Below are 16,177 nucleotides of genomic sequence, written 5' to 3'. Positions count from 1 at the left end.
CGCTCGTTTGCGCAGCTCAGCGGGATAGGAGGAAGGGCGTGCCATGACTCGATCCTTTCATGGAATCGAGTCTCTACCGAACCCGGAACGGTTCAGAACAATCCGGCAGGGGTCAAGGCCTGCAACTTCGGAACGGGCTGGCGCTATCGCAGCGAAGTTCTGGCACGAACGACCCACCCCACGGAGCTGTCAGCACGCAGCGGCCCCTTCGACCTGCATCATTATGTGCCACCGAGTGCCAAAGCAGCCGCACCAAGTGCGGACGCCCCAGCCGACGCCTCGTTGTAGGGGCAGCCGCCCGCATCGAGGGCCTGGGAGCGCGGTTACAGTCACGAGCAGGGGGTCCGGAGCCACTGACGATGGCTCCGGACCCCCTGCTATCGGGCGGGTGCGAACGGGTCAGGCGGTGCCCTCGTGCGGTTCGAGCAGGGCGAAGTACGTCGCGCGCTGCTGCTCGGTCAGCTTTCCGCGGTCGAGCGACAGGTCCCTACGCAGTACGCGCAGCGTGTCGGCCGCCGGCACGCCCCAGGTGCTGTGGGCCTCGCGCTGGATCTCTCCGATGGCCGTGTACGCGTCGCTGGGGAAGTGACGGATGAACCAGACGAGCATCTTGCCCACCGCGGGCGTCAGGTTCAGCAGGAACCAGGACTCCTTCGCCTTGGCCTCCTCGGCGTAGTCGCCGAGGTCGCGCAGTACCGCGCCCCGGACGACCCGGCCGAGGTCCTGGGCGGGGATGATGCGATCGAGGCTGGCTGCGACCGACCAGGCGAGCTCGGTGGCCACTTGTTCGACCGACTCCTTGTTGCGGTGGCGCAGCACCCACCGCTTTCGCACGTCGGGCCGGTCGAACAGGGTGTGCTGGAAGTCGGCGGCGAACCGGTCGCGCACCTCGGCAGCGCCGGGCGAGAGCGCGTCGCGGTCGCCGGCGGACATCGCTTCCCCTACGCCCTGGTAGGAGCGCTTGCGGGACTCCACCCAGTCGTCAACGACCGCACGGGCCCATTGATCGCGGCCGCCGACGACGGCTTGCGGCAGAGGGACTTCGCTGTTGCCGCGGGAGATGTAGGCCCGCAGCGTTGAGGCATTGATGCCGCCGCGTTCTGCCATCTCCGGGGCGCCGATCAGCTGCGCGCCGGTCAGCTCGGGGCTGGAGATGTCGACCACGCACCGCTGCAGTGGCCGGGCGTCGTCCTGCTCTTGGTGGTGCTGGGCCCACAGCGCCAGGTGGTCGAGCCAGTTGTCCGGGCGCGCGGCGTCGGGGTCGAAGGTGGCCACCTTGCCGACATACGCCCGGGCGGGGTTGGCGCGTCCGTCGAGCATGTCGGCGGCGCTGACGGTCACCGCCATGCGGGCCGTGCGCCGCTCGAACTCCTCGGCCACCTGATCCCAGACCTGGCCGGGTCGGAACCAGGTCTCGCCGTTCCACCAGTAGCCGCCGGCGCGGAACAGCAGCGGCTCGCCGTCCCACTGCATGTGCAGACTCGAGGTGTCGTTGTCGCGCACGAGCAGCACGGTCCGGCCGTGCTCGGGGTGGTGGCGTACCGCCCAGCCGAGGGTGTGGGCGAGCGGGTCGGTGGTGAAGGCGCGCCAGCCGCCGTGGGCGCGGTTCGGGTCGAAGCGGCCCCACATGCCTTCGCCCTGGTTGCGGCCCACGGCCTCAATGGCTTCCGGCCCCTGGTCAAGCGGGAGGTGCGAGTCGTCGACGAAGGGAAGGCCCGGCACTGGATGGTCGGTGCGCAGACCGTTGGCGAGTGGAAGAACGTGACTCAAGGCTGATTCCTCGTTTCACTTCAAGCGCTGCATATATTGTGCATCACTGAACTTGTATCCTTTATACATGCGACGCAACCCTCTTCGTGCAGCAGATTCAGGCCAATTCCGCAGACAGGTGGCCGCGAGTCGCGTACAGAGGAAGTCGGCTGGGATGCCCGCCTTCCGTTGCTCGATACGACAAATCAGGACATGAGGCCGGTGATCCGCGCACCGGATCCCGAGGTGAAACGGACCCTTCCGTGACACCACTCACCCCGGCGCACGCCACGGCCCCGGTGCAGCAGGCCTGCGACGTCACCCATGCCGACACCGACGCCCGTGGGCCACGGCAATGGCCAGAGCAAGCACGGGGGTTGTCCATCCGGGAGCGTCGCGCGAGCGAGGGAGGCCGTGTTGGGGCGCGGACGCGATATCGTGGAGTCTTCGTATCTGCGGTTTCGTGATCTGGCAGGAGTACCCGCGTGCCCGAGGACCCCGTCGCCCACAGCGAGCTCGCTGCCCTGACCCGGCGTTTCGAGCAGGGCCAGGACAAGACCGACCGCGAGTTCGGGATCATCAAGAGCGACCTGACGGCAGTCCGGCTGCAGGTCGGGAATCTGGATCAGAAGGTCGACAACCTGGACCAGAAGGTGGATCTGCTCGCCGACGAAGTCCACGGCCTTGCCGAGACGATGAACCGCAACCAGGTCCAGATCGTCGAGCTGCTCACGCAGCTGGTCGGCCGGCACCCCGACGCCAGCTGACGTCCCGGGCCGCAGGCCCGGACCCTGACTACGCGCGACGGCCTCGAACCGAACGGTTCGGGGCCCGTTCTGCGTTCAGCTTGCGGTGCGGAGACTGCCCACGCTCTGAGACAGCCTTTAACCAGGGCTCTGCAGGCCGTCCTCCGCGTCGCACACGTCGCAGCCCAGCCCCAGTGGCGACGCCAGCAGAGCGCGGGCCTCGATCGCCGTCAACGCCTTGTCGCCTGGTAGCCAGCAACCACCGCGGTGTATGAACCAGCGCTCGCCCTCCGCGTAGTGGCGGCACTGGGCCCGCCAGTCGTCAGCCGGCGGGGGCCAGCCCCCCGGTTCCGGGACGGGATCCTGCCCGGTGGCCGGCTCGATCCGGACCAGCTGATACCACCATGATCCATCCGGTGCCCGACGTCGACGGCCCACCACACATTCGATCGTCGCGTCACGGCCCGGTAGGTGGACCTCCACCCACGGCCGACCCTGCCTAGGTGAAGCCGCACGCTCGCTCATAAATTGAATCTTAGTTCGATTTTCGCGTGGTCCCCAAGATGCGCTGCCCAAACCGGGTGCGGTGCACAGCCGCCATGGACAGGGACTTGGACTTGGGCCAGGGCGGCGATACGACGACCGCGGTCCCTGCCACGCTGTGCCACACCCATCCAACTCGCCCACTCGACCTGGTCGCGCGGCACGTCCCCACCTACGGCCCGTCGTGCGGCGCGGCAGGCGCGACCAGCCGGGGTGTTACGACCGGCCCTCGGTCAGCTGGCTGGCGGTGTTCTCCATCCACAGCAGTGCCCATTCGACTCCGGCCTGCCACCCGGGCGCCGCGCTGTCGTACCGGCCTTCCGCGTCGGCGCGGATGTTGGCGGCGAGGGCGCGCAGGTCCTTCTGCAGACCCTGCCGCTTGGCCGTGTCCATGGCCTGGACCATGTCGTCAGTGATGTCACCGGGTCGCAGCGGGCTCATCGCCCCACTGTGGACGACGCCCCCGCTGATGGCCAGATCTTCAGGAGGCCGACTCCGTCGGTCATGCGCTGCGCTTGCGAGCGGTGGTCTTCTTCGCCGCCTTGGCGGTTTCTAGGGGCCTTCTTCGCGGCCGCCGTGGTCTTCTTCGTTTCGTCGGCCTTGGGTGTGCTGCGCGCGGGGGTGTGGCTGGTCGACGTCGACGCGTGGCTGGCAGCGGCCTTCTTGGTCGCGGTCTTCTTCGCGGGCGCCTTCGGAGCGGCCTTCTTCGGGCTGATGTCGTGGACAGTGGCGTCCTGGTCGCGGTTCTTCTTCGCCTGGGCGAGGCTGTCCTCCAGGGCCTGCATGAGGTCGACGACTTTCCCGGGCGGCGGGGTCTGGGGCGGGCTGAGGTTGGCGCCCTCGACCTTCGCGTGGACCAGGTCGGCGACCGCTGCGGTGTACTGGTCCTCGTACGCGTCCGGGTCCGCCTCACCCAGCGCCTCGATCAGCGCGATGGCCGCCTCGACCTCCCGCTCCGCGAGCTCCACCCGGCGGGTCGGTGCGGCCTCGGCGGGGGACTTCATCTCGTCGGGCCAGTGCAGGGTGTGCGCGATCAGCACGTCCTGATACGCGTAGATGAGGACCAGCTGCTCCTTGTTGTGCAGCGCCACCTTGCCCACGGCGGCCTTGCCCGCACGGTTCAGGGCCTGGCGCATCAGGACGTAGGGCTTGTCGCCGCCGGGGCCGGGCTGCAGCACGTACGGGGTGTTGTACTGCGTGGCCGGCACGCTCGCCATGTCCAGGAATCCGCTGATCTCGATGGTCTTCGCGGTCGGCAGCGGCATCGCGGCCAGCTCGTCGTCGGTGATCTCCACCAGCGTGCTGTCGGGCGTCTCGTAGGCGCGCCCGATCTCATACAGCTCGAGCACCTGATCGTCCAGCTCGCACTTCTTGCGGTACCGCACCGGACCTGGGTCCGCCTTGTGCATCTGCCGGAAGGGGATCTTGTGGCTGCTGACCGTCGATCCCAGGCGCACCGGAATTGACACCAGGCCGAAGGAGACCGTGCCGCTCCACAACGGCTTCATGGGATCGACCCCTCGCCTGAGCAGCTCATATGGTGACGCTACGACCGCGCCCACCGTCCCGCGACCGCAGCGAACCGGTGACGCACACGGCGTGCCCGGCCGGCCCGTCAGCGCCGGCGCATACCGTGGCCGACATGCCCACGGACGACCTCCCCGCTGACCTCATCGCCTGCCAGGCCGCTTTCCAGGATGCCGACGCGGTCGTGGCCGCCTACATCGACACCATCGACAAAGCCCCTGTGGAACCCGCCGCGAACCCGGAGCCCGCTCCCGGTGACGGTGCCCCCGCACAAAAGGCCGCGGCCCCCGTCCAGGAACCGGCTCCCGCCCGGAAGGTCTGGAACCAAGACCAGCAGCAGGAACTGAAGCGGCTGCGCAGCGAACGCATGGCAGCGCTGAAAGCCCTGTGGGGGCACCCGACGGTGGTCAAGGCGATGGCTGAGGGGAACTGGATGAGCCTGCACACCCGGTTGAAGAAAGAGGTCGGCGCGCCCGGCTGGACCCGCTGACCTCCCCTTCCCTCGCCGTGAGACACCCGCCCGCCCGCTGCACACCGCGCCGGCCCGGCGCCCGGCCCAGGCCGCTGGTGCCCCCGCACGGAGAAGGGACCGAACCGCAGTGTGGCGGTTCGGTCCCTGCCCTGTGAGGGGGTTCGGCGGGTCACCCAATAGGGGTTGGTGCGGTGACCGGTGACACTGCAGCGGCGGAGGGGTTGAGGGCGGCTAGGTGCCGACGGGCGACCGATCCGGAGCCGAGGACCAGGCCGGTCGGGATGAAGTGCGGTGCGCCCAGGTGGCGCTCCAGAGCGGGCAGGTAGTTCCACCGCACAGCGGGGTGGGCGGAGTGCGCGTAGTGGTACAGGTCGCCGTAGGGGAGCCAGGTCGTGGCGGCAAGAAGCGCCAGGACGCGGTTTCGTGGGTACAGGCGCAAGCACCGGCCGGCTTCGACGTAGGCCACGGCGCCGCTGCGCGGTTCAGGGTCGAACCAGGTGTGCTCCACCAGCAGGGACAGCCACGCGAGCTGCGGGTACAGCAGAAGCCGGGGGATGAGGACCCCGCAAACCACGGCGGTCAAGCCGCCGATGAGGTAGGCGGCGGACAGCACCGCACAGACGGCGGCCGCGCGGGCCCACCGGCCGGGGGAGCGCAGCAGGTTCTCGGCCAGATCGGCAGCGGTGGCGGCCAGGCCGCGGGCGGTGAGCGGGTACAGGAGGGCGGCGGCGAAGCGGGGGCCGGTGACGCCGGGGAGCAGGCCGGCCCGGTGGAGTTCGGCGAGGTTCGGGTCGGTGGCCAGCGTGGCGTTGGGGTGGTGGTCGCGCACGTGCCGCTGTCGGCGCTCGGTCGCGGGGGCCAGACCGAGGGGGAGCTGCACCAGGGTTTCGGCGAGCAGCAGGTTGGCGCGGGCGGTGCGGGCCAGGATGCCGTGGACCGCGGCGTGAGCGATCTCCTGCAGGTGGCGGAGCTGGACGGCGACCGCGAGCGCGGCCGCGGCCGCGGCCACAGCGCCGTGTCCGGCCAGGCTCCACCAGCCGGCTATCTGCACCCACTGCCCGACCAGCAACACGGTGGGCGTCCAGTTGTTGGCGCGGGCGCGCTGCAGGGCAATCAGGTCGGCGGCGCGGGCCCTGTGCGGCCGGTGCCGGGCGAAGTAGGCCCGATCGACCTGGCGCAGCACCGTACCGGCGGCGAGGAGGGATAAAGCGAGCAGCATGGGCGGTCCCCGTGACGGAGCGGCAAGATCCGCCGATTGTCACACAGGGTTGAACTAGTGCACTAGTAGCAAGTGGCCGATCTCGCGCAGTGCCATGAGGCTCTGGTGCGAGGGCGGTGGGCCGCTTCGTCGACGCGGAAATCCCTCGGGGGCAGATTGAGCAAGGCCCCCGTGCGTAGGCGACGGAGACGGCAACGGGCGTGCAGGCCTGGGCCGATGACGGTCCCATCGCGGCATGTGGCCGCAGCGAAGAGGGGTCCGCACGACCCATCTACCGTGATCTGGGTCACAGCGTCAGCCGCTTCACTAGCTGACAGCGCGTCACATGAGGGACTGTCACGTCACATTGAACTACCCATGAATCCCAGCGCCGTTGTGCGCACGGACCCGGCGTAAGGCGCCGGTCTCGCGGGACATCTACAGTGGACACGCACACGAAAGGCCCCGTGCTCTCGATCCCTCTGCGGGGGACCGACGGGGCCTCGCGTGGTGCATCCACCCCGAGTTCATAGAGATGGAGTGGTACTCAATGAAGAGTACACAGCGCAAACGAAGTTGCGCGCACAAGATGTTGCGCTACCGCGGATCCTGTCTCACCTGCGGGATCAAGCGGTATCGCCGGACGGTCATGCTCTACACGGTGCGCGGCGCGGCGACCGGCGTCGGCACGGGCGCCGTCGGCCTGGTCGCGTTGTACGCCCGTCACCGCCTCTGACGTCCTGAACAGCCCGCCCAGCGCATGAAGGGTGCCCGTCACCATCCCGGTGACGGGCACCTTCGCGTGCCGGTCCTGCCCGCCTGCCGGCGGTGGGACATCGGCACCTTGTTCTGCACGCCCCGCAGCGCCGCGGCGCCTTCGGGTGGCCTTGCTACAGGGTGTCAACGGTCTGGCGGGTCCGGTCGGTGTCCCAGGTGCCGCCGTCGAGCATGGGGCGGGCGGTGGCTTCATAGGTCTGCAGGACCATCGGGGCGGAGTCGGCCCCATGGCCCCAGACGGACTCGAAGCGGCCGATCCAGCGTTCCACGTTCTTGAAGTACACGCTGGAGCGGCCGCGGGTGTACTCCGCGTCTCCTTGCTCTTCTTCGACCAGGGCGGCGGCGGTCGCGATGATGACGACGTCCACGGCCTGGTCGGCGCGCAGCCGGTCGCGGACGGCCAGGCCGCAGGTGACGCCGAGCTGGCGGTGGTGGTTGACCAGCGCGAGGAAGTCCTTGGCGTAGTCCTCGCGGCGCAGGTCGTCCTGGAAGACGATGAACAGCCGGTTGATGGTGCCGCCGGCCTCGAGCAGCCGGCGGTTGGCGGCCAGGTACTCGCGGCGCTGGGTGAGCAGGCCGGGGTTGGTGGTGAGGTCGGCCGCCAAGATCCGCTTGGGCTGGGTGGGGGAGTCCAGGAGCGTCTTGACCAGCAGGACGGACAGTCTGGGGACTTCGCTGGCGTAGACCTGAAGGTGGCCGTCGGCGATCTCGCCGTAGTCGGAGATCAGCTCCTGCTCGAGGTGGGCGCGGACCAGGTCGTAGTACTGGGCGTCATCCATGGCTTTGAGGTTAGTGGCGCGGCGCAGGGTGATGAAGCGCTTGCGCAGCCACAGGTGATTGCCGGTCAGCGCGATCACGATGGCGGTCTCGGCTATCAGCAGGGTGTTCTTGACGCTGGCGCTCGCGCTGACCCAGGCGGCGATGGGGATGATGATCCCCGCCAGGCCGATGAGCGCGTTTAAGACCGGTGACGCCAGCGCGTCGGCGGCCCGGGTCACCGGGTCGCGGCGCGGTGCGGGCATAGCAGGTTCCCCCCTCGTCAGGCCGGACGGCCTGAGGGGTTCATGATTGCCGCTCGGTCCCATCGGCCACAAGAAGAGCACCAGTTGGGCGGGTGTCCGCGGGGTCGGGCAGATCCGGGTGCAGGACCAGGGCCTCTGCTTCCAGCTCCCGCCGGCGCCGGGTGACGGCGGTCTTCAGCTGGGTGAGGATCGCGGTGGGGCTGCGTTCGGTGAGGTGCTCGGTGATCGAGCAGGCCCGGCCGGGGTGCCAGTCGGCGGCGACCTGCGCGGCCGCCAGGAGCGGCGCGGCGGTGTCCATGGGAAGATCGGCGCAGTCCTCGGGAAGCAGGGTGGCCAGGTGCCGCTCGGTGGCGCGGGCGTGCTCGTACTGCGCCCAGGTCCACCCGGTGTCCGGGTGGTCTCGCTCGGTGGTGGCCGGCGGGTAGGCGAGGACCAGGGCGGCCGCCACCCGCCAGTCAGCGACCAGGGCCGTCACTGTGCCCCTCTGTATGTGTTCATGCCGGCTGTTACGCGGTTCCCAACGGGCGGCCGCCTGCTGGAAGTATTCGTCCTTGACCGCCTTGCGGCACTTCGGGCACAGGTCATCGGTCGCACCGGAGCCCGAGTAGGTGAGGATCGTCTTGCCGCATGCGGTGCACGGCTCCTCGGCGGCGGCCGGCCCGAGCTGACGGGCCATGGCCTGGACGTTCGCGACGCCGTTCTTGTTGATGAAGCCGAGCGTCCTGGCCAGCGCGGCCGAGGGGAAGAACCGGATCCGGTAGTGCAGACGGCGCAGCACATTCTTCATGACGGGGTCCTCAAGGGTCCCGCCGACCCGCACGGCGCCGTCGACCATCGCGAGGACGGCCTGTTCGGCTGCAGCGACGCAACGCTCCGCCTCCTGCCGGGCCAGGATCATCTGCCGCAGATGCTCGACGCCGTCATCGAGGCCACTGAAGTGCTCGTCGAACCTGATCTCGGCGGGCTGCTGGCCAGCGGTCACGTCCGTCACTGCCTTCCCCCTATCCATCTGTCCTTGTAGACCCGCATTGCGGGCCGGCGCTGCGGGCGGCCGAGCCTCAGCTTCCGGCGGCGGGCATCGGGATGTCGTAGGTGATGTCCCACAGCCCGGCCGGGACCACGATGTCGGCGGTCTCCACGGGCCGGCCGTCGGTGGCGTAGTGGGTGCGCTCGATGAGCGTGGCTTGCGATCCGGCAGCGACGGCCAGCTGCTGCGCCTGGTCGCGGTCGATCTGGACAGGCCGGGGGACTTCCACCATGCGGGCGACGGTGATGCCGATGTGGGCCATCCGTGCCAGGATCCCGTGGCCGGCCAGGGGGCCGCCTTCGGGCAGCACGATCACGGTGCCGCCGGTCAGGTCCATCGGCTCCCAGCTGCTCGACAGCAGGACCGGCTGCCTGTCCAGCAGCAGCTCGTACACCGTCCGCACACACAGTGCACCGGGATCGACGGCCAGGCGGGCCGCGATGTCCGGCGGTGCCGGCACCTTCGCGGTGCTGTCCGCTTCCCAGGTTCCGTCGAAGCCGGCCGGGGCCAGTCCCGGTCGCGGTGCGCCGGCCTCGGGGGAGGGAGTGCGCAGCAGGGTGCGACGCTCGGCCGGGGCGCGGACGAAGGTGCCGGCGCCGGGGCGGCCTTCGAGGAGGCCTTCGGCGATGAGGAGTTCCTGGGCGCGGCGGATGACGTTGTCGCCGACCGCGAACTCCTGGCCCAATTCCGGGCGGGAGGGCATGCGGTGGCCGGGGGGCCAGGTGCCGTCTGCGATGCGGGCTCGGAAGGTGGCCGCGACCCGCAGGTAGGGGGCCAGTGGGGAAGTGCCGTCAGCCATGGTTCTCCTCTGCTTACGGCGCTGACCTGTACTGATTGACAACCTAGTCCACTAGCTAAAAACTAGTGGACTAGTAAAGCTGTGGGTAATCGCTTGCATATCGAATGGTGCGTGCAGTGGGCTACGACCGCCATCTCACCGTGATCCACTCAGCCGCCGCGCAACTGACCGCCCTCGCCGGCGAAGCGTCCCGCGCCATCGAGGAACCCGGCGCGGTCCGGATCGAGATCGACATAACCCCCGTTCTCGTCCGGCAGAGGCCCCGCCTCCTGGCCGTCCTCGATCTGGGCGACACCTACGGCCTGACCGCCACCGAAGCCGGACAGACCGCCTGGCTCCGCATCGCGTTAGGAATCGCCCCCTCGTGCTGACCACCCCGACCCACCTCATGGACCACCCCTTCGTCAAAGGCCACGGCGCCGAGAACGACTTCGTGATCCTCCCCGACCCCGACGGCCACCTCGATCTGAGCGCCGAGGAGGTGCTCCGGCTGTGCGACCGGCGCACCGGCCTGGGCGCTGACGGCCTACTGCGGGCGGTGCGCACCGCCGCCGACCCCGAGGCCGCCACGATGGCGGGGGAGGCGGAGTGGTTCATGGACTACCGCAACGCCGACGGCAGCAAGGGCGCCATGTGCGGCAACGGCATCCGGGTCCTCGCCCGCTATCTCGTCTCCAGCGGCCTGGCCGCCCCCGGCCGCTTCAACATCGCAACCCGCGCCGGCAGCCGAAACGTCTTTCTCCAAGCCAACCCCGACGGGCCGGTAACCGTCGGCATGGGACGCCCGGGCCTCGCAGGCCCCGGCGACATCGAGGTTACGGTCGGCCGCAAGCGTTGGCCGGCTCTGCACGTGGATGTCGGCAACCCGCACGCCGTGGTCTTCATCGACGACCTCACCCACGCCGGAAAACTGCGCACCGCACCCGTCGTTCGCCCGGCCCACGCCTACCCCCTCGGTGTCACCGTCGAATTCGTCACCGTCGTCGGCGACCGCCACTGCACCATGCGCGTGCACGAACGCGGCGTCGGGGAAACCCGCTCCTGCGGCACCGGGGCCTGCGCCGCCGTCACCGCCATGCGGCAGCGCGAAACACGCCCCCGCTCGGCCCACTACATCGTCGACACCGCCGGTGGACGCCTGTACATAGCGGTACTGCACGATGGGACGATGCAGCTCACCGGCCCGGCACTGATCTTGGCCGAAGGGATGGTCCGCCTCAGCTACGCGTAATTTGCCCACCCGTCTGGGCAGTCCTGAGATGCTTGCGCACATTCCACCGGACCCAGGGAGTGTGCTTTCCGTGATCATTCTGGACACCTGCACGATCCGCAGTATCGGCTTGAACAACAACAGTGCCGACCTGCTGCGCGCCATCAAGGAGTCAGAGGCTGAACGCGTCGGCGTTCCCTGGGTCGTGATGGAGGAACTGGCCGGGCAGAAAGCTGCGGCATACCTGGAGGCGTGGAAGGCCGCCATCTTGGCGTTGGAGAAATTCGCGAAGGCCAGTCCCTGGGAGGTTCCGGCTGTCGGGGCAGGTGATGCGAACGGTGTCCGCGAGTACTGGCGACAGCGGTACGGCGAATTGGTGAGCGTTATCCCGACCAGTCAGACGGCCTTCCAGGAGGCGATGATTCGAGAGGCCAATGTTCTAGCACCGTGCCAGCTCAAGGGCACGGCCTCAAAACCGCTGAAGGTCGGGGGTCGGGACGCCGCGATCTGGCTCACCGCTGTTGAGTACACCCGTGAGCATCCCGATGAGATCGTCTACTTCGTCAGCGGGAACAGCAAGGACTTCGGGGACGGTGAATCGGGCTACGAGCACCCCATGGACCAGGACCTCTACGGCATCGAAGACCGTTTCGTGCACCTGACGAAGCTCGACGACCTCATGGGGCGCTTCGCGCAGTCGACGGACGTTAACGAAGATCTGGTGGCCGCGGCGTGCGATCGGCCCGGTACAGACCAGGTCGTGGTGGGAGAAGCAGCCCGTCGCTGGGACATGCTCTTCGATATCCACGCACCCGGATTCGAATGTACGTGGGCGAGCGATGAGGGCAGCCACACAGGATGGGCTGGCGGCTGGTTGGACCCAGGCGGCATCAAAGCTTGCCGCACCTCATTGACTGATGTCCACGCGTACCGCATCGGCAAGCACGTGTGGGCTACTGCCAACGTCGGATGGGAGCTGTCCGGCTTCACGCTGCTCACCGAGGAGGACGCGTTCGTGCACGCCGTCACGCATCTCGAAACCCATCTCCTGCTGTCGCTGACGGACACGAAATCTGCGCTGACCGTTCTGCGCACCAAAAAGCCGCGCGCTGTTGATCACGAACTCGAGGAGCCCCGACAGCTAGTCGACTTCGAGAGGATGAAAGCAGCACTTTCCAATCTGGAATCCCACACGGCACCTGTGTACTCGTCACTGGAGCAACTCATGAGGGACGCCAGTAAGCACCCCAGCATGAGATCCCGGTTGTTCCGTGCTTTGAACGATCAGCGCGCCGAAAGCCGCGGATCAAACTGGTCTCCCACGCTGATTGCCGAGGACGAGACACGCTGATGTCGGCCCCAGCGGAGAGCTACCGCCCCCACCAAGGGCCGTGTCACCGGTTCGCTGCGGTCGCGGGGTTACGGGGTCGGTCGTAGCGTCGGAATATGACCAGCTCAGGCATGGGATGCGTGCGATGAAGCCGCTGTGGTCCGGGACGGTCTCCTTCGGCCTGGTCTCCATTCCGGTGCGTCTGGGATCAACGGTCAGTAGCCACAAGATTCCGTTCCGGCAGATGCACAAGGCGGACCAAGGTCCGGTGCGGCATCGCAAGAAGTGTGAGCTGGACGAGCAGGTTCTCGAACCGGAAGAGATCGGCCGGGCCTATGAGACGCCGGACGGGACGCTGGTGGAGATCACCGACGACGAGCTCGCCGCGATGCCGCTGCCAACCGCGAAGACGATCGAGATCAGCGGGTTCCTCGACATGGCCCGCGTCCCGGCCACGCAGTACAACACTCCGTACGTGCTGCAGCCCAGCTCCGGTGGGGACAAGCCTTACGTGCTGATGCGCCAAGCCCTCGCCCGGGCGGGGAAGGCTGCTGTCGGGAAGGTGGCGCTGCACAACAAGGAGCAGCTGGTGCTGATCTACGCATACGAGGACGTCTTGATCGCCCACGCCCTGCACTGGCCGGACGAGATGAAGTCCCCCGCCGAGGCGGCGCCGACGCGCACGGTGGAGCTCGCGGAGCGGGAGATCGAGGCGGCTATCGCGCTGATCGAGGCCCTGGGCGAGGCGGACCTGGACGCGTACGAGGACCGGTACACCGCCGCGGTGGCCGACCTGGTGCACGCCAAGGTCGAAGGCGCCAACCTCACCCCGGCCAAGGCCCCGCCGCCCGGCAAGGTCGTCGACCTCATGCAGGCCCTCGAGGAAAGCCTCGCCCAGGCGAGGAAAAACCGCGGCCACAACGAGGACGCCACCGTCCACGACATCACCCCGGCGAAGAAGACCGCCAAGAAAGCCCAAGCGAAGAAAACGGCGAAGAAGGCGGCAGCGAAGAAGACCACCGCCGGCCACGCATCGGCGTCGACCGCCCACACCCGTACACGCGGCACACCCAAGACCGACGAGGGCAAAAAGTCCACCGCGGCTGCCAGGAAGACTGCCAAGAAGACGGTGGCGAAGAAGACCACTGCCCGCAAGCGCAGCGCCTGACCGTCGGCGCTGAAGGACTGTGGTTAGTGGTCCTGGGCGAGATCCTGGAGGCGCGCGCGAAGCGATTTCAGCGTGCCGTTGTACCTTGCGGCAGCTACCTCTGGGTGCCCGGTCAGCGCTTTGAGGGCGGTCAGACGTTCGGCTTGGAGCCGGGTGAGTTGGTCGGCCTGCTCGACCGGCCAGGCGTTGCGTAGAGCTGCCTGCTTGGGGTCCCACCCCGTGTCCGGGTCGGGGTGCAGGGCGCGCCGCTCGGCGGTCACGGCATCCGCATAGGCGGAAGCCGCCGCGTGGGCGCGGTCGTATGCACGCTGGAGCGCAATGAGGTCCGGAGACGGTTCGGGCAGGTCAGGCATGGAGGCAGGCTACGCGGCGGCCCTGACATCGTGGGGATCTGGGCGCGCGTGCTGGGACAGGGTGACGGCGAGGGTACCCGAAATGACGTTATTCGAACTATTATTCGATACATGGGTGAGGTACAGGCTCCGCGGGACGGCCGACCGGTGGCGGTGGTGCACCTGCCAGGCGGTGAGGTCCGAGAATGCGTGGTCGGCCGGCGTCTGCAGGCTCCGGATGGGACCTGGTGGTACGAGTTGTCGCCGGTCCCGGAGCCTGCGGCCACCCAGGTCCCGTCGCCGTTGAGGGGCTGGCCGCCGCCGGCTGCCGGCTGGCGGGCCAACCGCCGGCATCTCGCCGACGGCGAGACGTGGGAGATACACCGCGGCGGTTGCTGGCTTTCGGGCGAGACTGAACTGACCTTGGAGCGGGCGCGTGCGCTGTTGGCGTCGACGTCCGGGGTGGGCTGCGACGTGTGCGACGCGGCGGAAGGCCTCCGGCAGCCCGATGAGCCCGTAGCCAGGGACCCCCAATGAGGAAGGCCGGATCTACCCGGCACGGCCCCTTTTTGTAGGCCGAGCCGGCCTTCGCGAGGGCTGCCCGTTCGGCCCCCCTGCGGTAGAGCGGTTCGTGGCCGCCCCGCTCCGCCGGCGTGCCTGAGGGCCGACGGCGTGCTGGCAGACCCGGGGACGCGGCGTACGTCTTTCCGCGGCAAGGCGGATGCCGGCAGCCCGCGGTGGAGCGGCAGCAGATCCCGCTGCGGCCGTACGACCGTGCCCCTTCCCGGTAACCGTCGGGAAGGGGCACGGTCATGATGCACCGGGGGCGTCAGTCCGTGTCGTCTCGATTCCGGTTCTGCAAGTGGCGTTCACTTCTCCGGTACCGCAGGGGGCGTTCACCGCCCCCTCCCAAGAAGTAATCCACCAGAAGCCATAGTCCTGCCAAGAAGTAATCCACCAGGAGCCTTAGCCCCGCGACTCCTGTCCGGATGACATCGCTCAGCCGCTGCGCCCGGATCATCCAGCCCAGTAGCGTCGCGGTGGCGACAACCTGGGCACCGGCGACTCCTGCGATCCAGGGTTGGCGGATCACGAAGGCGACGATCACCAGAATCGCCGATGCGGTCGCCATGATGATGGCGGGCGTCCGGCGGGAACCCGTGGCGCTGCCGATAATGCGGACCCTGCCGCCGACGATGCGCGGCATGAGGCCGGTGGTCTTCTCAGACATCTTGCGGATCTGTCCGTCGATGTCCTTCTTGGGATTGCCGCGTTCGGCGGCCGCCCGACGCCACAGGTTCTCCAGCTTCCTGGTCGCCGGCTTGCCGGTGAAGAGCTCCCACAGGTGGCAGGTCTCGCTGTAGTACGCAAAGCGGGCGCCGGACAGGATGCGACTGATCACCGGCACCGTGAGATGCATCGTGGCGGTAGACCGCTCTTGCAGTTCGCGCAGGCCGGTGAAGTGGCCGCGGGCCTTGTTCCTGTCGTAGACGAGGCGCAGGTACGCCACGAACTCGTAGTTTCTGGGGCCCAGTCCGTCGACGATCGGTCCGAGCGTCGTCGTGCTGGGCTGTTGCTCGGAGAGCGTCATGCAGCGTTCTCCTGGCTCGTGATCGTGCCCTCGGCGCTCTGCGCGTCCTCGGCGCTCGCGCTGCGCTCCAACGGGTCGGGCAGCGGCACGTCGTTGCGGGCCGGCGCGGCCGGGCCACTGAAGGTCCGCTGGACGGCGACGGCGGCCGCGGCCACCGCACCGATGGTGGGGACGACCGCCACCTCGCTCAGACCCATCGCGTACAGGACGACGGCCAGGCCGCCGAAGAGTACGACAGTTGCTATGAGCAGGCCGAGTCCGCTCGGGTTGCTACGGCTGTTCACGCTTTCTCCTTGATCAACAGCATCTGGTCTTGTCTGGGGCGAGGGGCGGATCCGGTGCTTAGCCCACATCGGAGGTGCACCGCTCATCGCGCTGCCGACAAGCTAGACGATGATCACCTTCTGTTACACCTCGGTAGCTGTATGAAGTGCGCAGGAATGTCCCTGACCTGCGGAAATGCCGCGAATCATGAAACGCTGGGCATCGGACCTAGCACAAAGTGGGATCCGTGATTTCCCTTGAAGAGCGATGACGCCCCCTGACCTGCACAAACGGCCCGAAACATGAAACATCATGTTGCAAACAGACGCGTAGCCGGGCCTAATGGAGGACGGTGCCGTCTCGCGCTACGGCTGGCCGGCACCGGGGGAGTCTTGTCTGGACACCCAGTTGTGCGTTCCGCG

The 16,177-nt window shown here is 68.3% G+C and carries 18 protein-coding genes; 8 read left to right on the top strand and 10 right to left on the bottom strand.

The window, feature by feature from the left end; genetic code table 11:
* Window positions 1–399 precede the first annotated feature (399 nt).
* Window positions 400–1,770 (bottom strand): hypothetical protein, encoded by a 1,371-nt coding sequence (locus tag ABZ721_RS32480; protein ID WP_358792354.1) that lies wholly within the window; start codon window positions 1,768–1,770, stop codon window positions 400–402.
* A 464-nt stretch (window positions 1,771–2,234) separates the two neighbouring features.
* Here ABZ721_RS32480 and ABZ721_RS32475 point away from each other — a divergent pair, with 464 nt between their 5' ends.
* Window positions 2,235–2,516 (top strand): hypothetical protein, encoded by a 282-nt coding sequence (locus ABZ721_RS32475; protein WP_358792353.1) that lies wholly within the window; start codon window positions 2,235–2,237, stop codon window positions 2,514–2,516.
* Window positions 2,517–3,254: 738 nt separating this feature from the next.
* Here ABZ721_RS32475 and ABZ721_RS32470 read toward each other — a convergent pair.
* Window positions 3,255–3,479: a hypothetical protein gene (locus ABZ721_RS32470; protein WP_358792352.1), complete on the bottom strand. Its 225-nt coding sequence runs from the start codon at window positions 3,477–3,479 to the stop codon at window positions 3,255–3,257.
* A complete protein-coding gene (locus ABZ721_RS32465; protein WP_358792351.1) occupies window positions 3,476–4,546 on the bottom strand; it encodes a Ku protein in 1,071 nt (356 codons plus the stop codon). Before ABZ721_RS32465 ends, ABZ721_RS32470 begins: the two co-directional genes overlap by 4 nt.
* 134 nt (window positions 4,547–4,680) lie before the next feature.
* Here ABZ721_RS32465 and ABZ721_RS32460 point away from each other — a divergent pair, with 134 nt between their 5' ends.
* A complete protein-coding gene (locus ABZ721_RS32460) occupies window positions 4,681–5,055 on the top strand; it encodes a hypothetical protein (protein WP_358792350.1) in 375 nt (124 codons plus the stop codon).
* A 151-nt stretch (window positions 5,056–5,206) separates the two neighbouring features.
* On the opposite strand, the gene ABZ721_RS32455 is transcribed toward ABZ721_RS32460, so the two are convergent.
* The gene (locus ABZ721_RS32455; RefSeq protein ID WP_358792349.1) at window positions 5,207–6,256 is read right to left on the bottom strand and encodes a fatty acid desaturase; all 1,050 of its coding nucleotides are present in this window, start codon (window positions 6,254–6,256) and stop codon (window positions 5,207–5,209) included.
* A gap of 529 nt (window positions 6,257–6,785) precedes the next feature.
* Between ABZ721_RS32455 and ABZ721_RS32450 the strand changes: the two genes are divergently transcribed.
* The gene (locus ABZ721_RS32450) at window positions 6,786–6,971 is read left to right on the top strand and encodes a hypothetical protein (protein ID WP_358792348.1); all 186 of its coding nucleotides are present in this window, start codon (window positions 6,786–6,788) and stop codon (window positions 6,969–6,971) included.
* Window positions 6,972–7,125: 154 nt separating this feature from the next.
* Here the strand turns inward: ABZ721_RS32450 and ABZ721_RS32445 are convergent, their stop codons facing one another.
* From ABZ721_RS32445 to ABZ721_RS32435, 3 genes are all read right to left on the bottom strand, one after another.
* Window positions 7,126–8,034: a hypothetical protein gene (locus ABZ721_RS32445; protein WP_358792347.1), complete on the bottom strand. Its 909-nt coding sequence runs from the start codon at window positions 8,032–8,034 to the stop codon at window positions 7,126–7,128.
* Between the two features lie 40 nt (window positions 8,035–8,074).
* On the bottom strand, window positions 8,075–9,025 hold the full coding sequence (locus ABZ721_RS32440) for a hypothetical protein (RefSeq protein WP_358792346.1): 951 nt from the start codon (window positions 9,023–9,025) through the stop codon (window positions 8,075–8,077).
* A gap of 67 nt (window positions 9,026–9,092) precedes the next feature.
* A complete protein-coding gene (locus tag ABZ721_RS32435; RefSeq protein ID WP_358792345.1) occupies window positions 9,093–9,860 on the bottom strand; it encodes a GntR family transcriptional regulator in 768 nt (255 codons plus the stop codon).
* A gap of 140 nt (window positions 9,861–10,000) precedes the next feature.
* Between ABZ721_RS32435 and ABZ721_RS32430 the strand changes: the two genes are divergently transcribed.
* From ABZ721_RS32430 to ABZ721_RS32415, 4 genes are all read left to right on the top strand, one after another.
* Entirely contained in the window at window positions 10,001–10,231 is a 231-nt protein-coding gene (locus ABZ721_RS32430; protein WP_358792344.1) for a hypothetical protein, read from the top strand.
* A 17-nt stretch (window positions 10,232–10,248) separates the two neighbouring features.
* The gene (gene dapF / locus ABZ721_RS32425) at window positions 10,249–11,091 is read left to right on the top strand and encodes a diaminopimelate epimerase (protein ID WP_358792357.1); all 843 of its coding nucleotides are present in this window, start codon (window positions 10,249–10,251) and stop codon (window positions 11,089–11,091) included.
* 70 nt (window positions 11,092–11,161) lie between these two features.
* Window positions 11,162–12,421: a PIN domain-containing protein gene (locus ABZ721_RS32420; protein ID WP_358792343.1), complete on the top strand. Its 1,260-nt coding sequence runs from the start codon at window positions 11,162–11,164 to the stop codon at window positions 12,419–12,421.
* A gap of 124 nt (window positions 12,422–12,545) precedes the next feature.
* On the top strand, window positions 12,546–13,568 hold the full coding sequence (locus ABZ721_RS32415; protein ID WP_358792342.1) for a Ku protein: 1,023 nt from the start codon (window positions 12,546–12,548) through the stop codon (window positions 13,566–13,568).
* Between the two features lie 23 nt (window positions 13,569–13,591).
* Here the strand turns inward: ABZ721_RS32415 and ABZ721_RS32410 are convergent, their stop codons facing one another.
* Window positions 13,592–13,921 carry a hypothetical protein gene (locus tag ABZ721_RS32410; protein ID WP_358792341.1) on the bottom strand — a complete coding sequence of 110 codons (330 nt, stop codon included), beginning with the start codon at window positions 13,919–13,921 and terminating at the stop codon, window positions 13,592–13,594.
* 111 nt (window positions 13,922–14,032) lie between these two features.
* Here ABZ721_RS32410 and ABZ721_RS32405 point away from each other — a divergent pair, with 111 nt between their 5' ends.
* The gene (locus ABZ721_RS32405; protein WP_358792340.1) at window positions 14,033–14,437 is read left to right on the top strand and encodes a DUF6233 domain-containing protein; all 405 of its coding nucleotides are present in this window, start codon (window positions 14,033–14,035) and stop codon (window positions 14,435–14,437) included.
* Window positions 14,438–14,729: 292 nt separating this feature from the next.
* On the opposite strand, the gene ABZ721_RS32400 is transcribed toward ABZ721_RS32405, so the two are convergent.
* Both ABZ721_RS32400 and ABZ721_RS32395 read right to left on the bottom strand, forming a co-directional pair.
* The gene (locus tag ABZ721_RS32400) at window positions 14,730–15,491 is read right to left on the bottom strand and encodes a hypothetical protein (protein ID WP_358792339.1); all 762 of its coding nucleotides are present in this window, start codon (window positions 15,489–15,491) and stop codon (window positions 14,730–14,732) included.
* Window positions 15,488–15,775, bottom strand: a complete 288-nt coding sequence (locus ABZ721_RS32395) for a hypothetical protein (RefSeq protein WP_358792338.1) — start codon at window positions 15,773–15,775, stop codon at window positions 15,488–15,490. Before ABZ721_RS32395 ends, ABZ721_RS32400 begins: the two co-directional genes overlap by 4 nt.
* Window positions 15,776–16,177: the final 402 nt, after the last annotated feature.

Origin of the sequence: Streptomyces sp. NPDC006733 (assembly GCF_040636125.1) — a bacterium.
In the GTDB taxonomy this organism is placed as follows: Bacteria; Actinomycetota; Actinomycetes; order Streptomycetales; family Streptomycetaceae; genus Actinacidiphila.
This window is presented reverse-complemented; position numbering and strand designations above follow the sequence as displayed.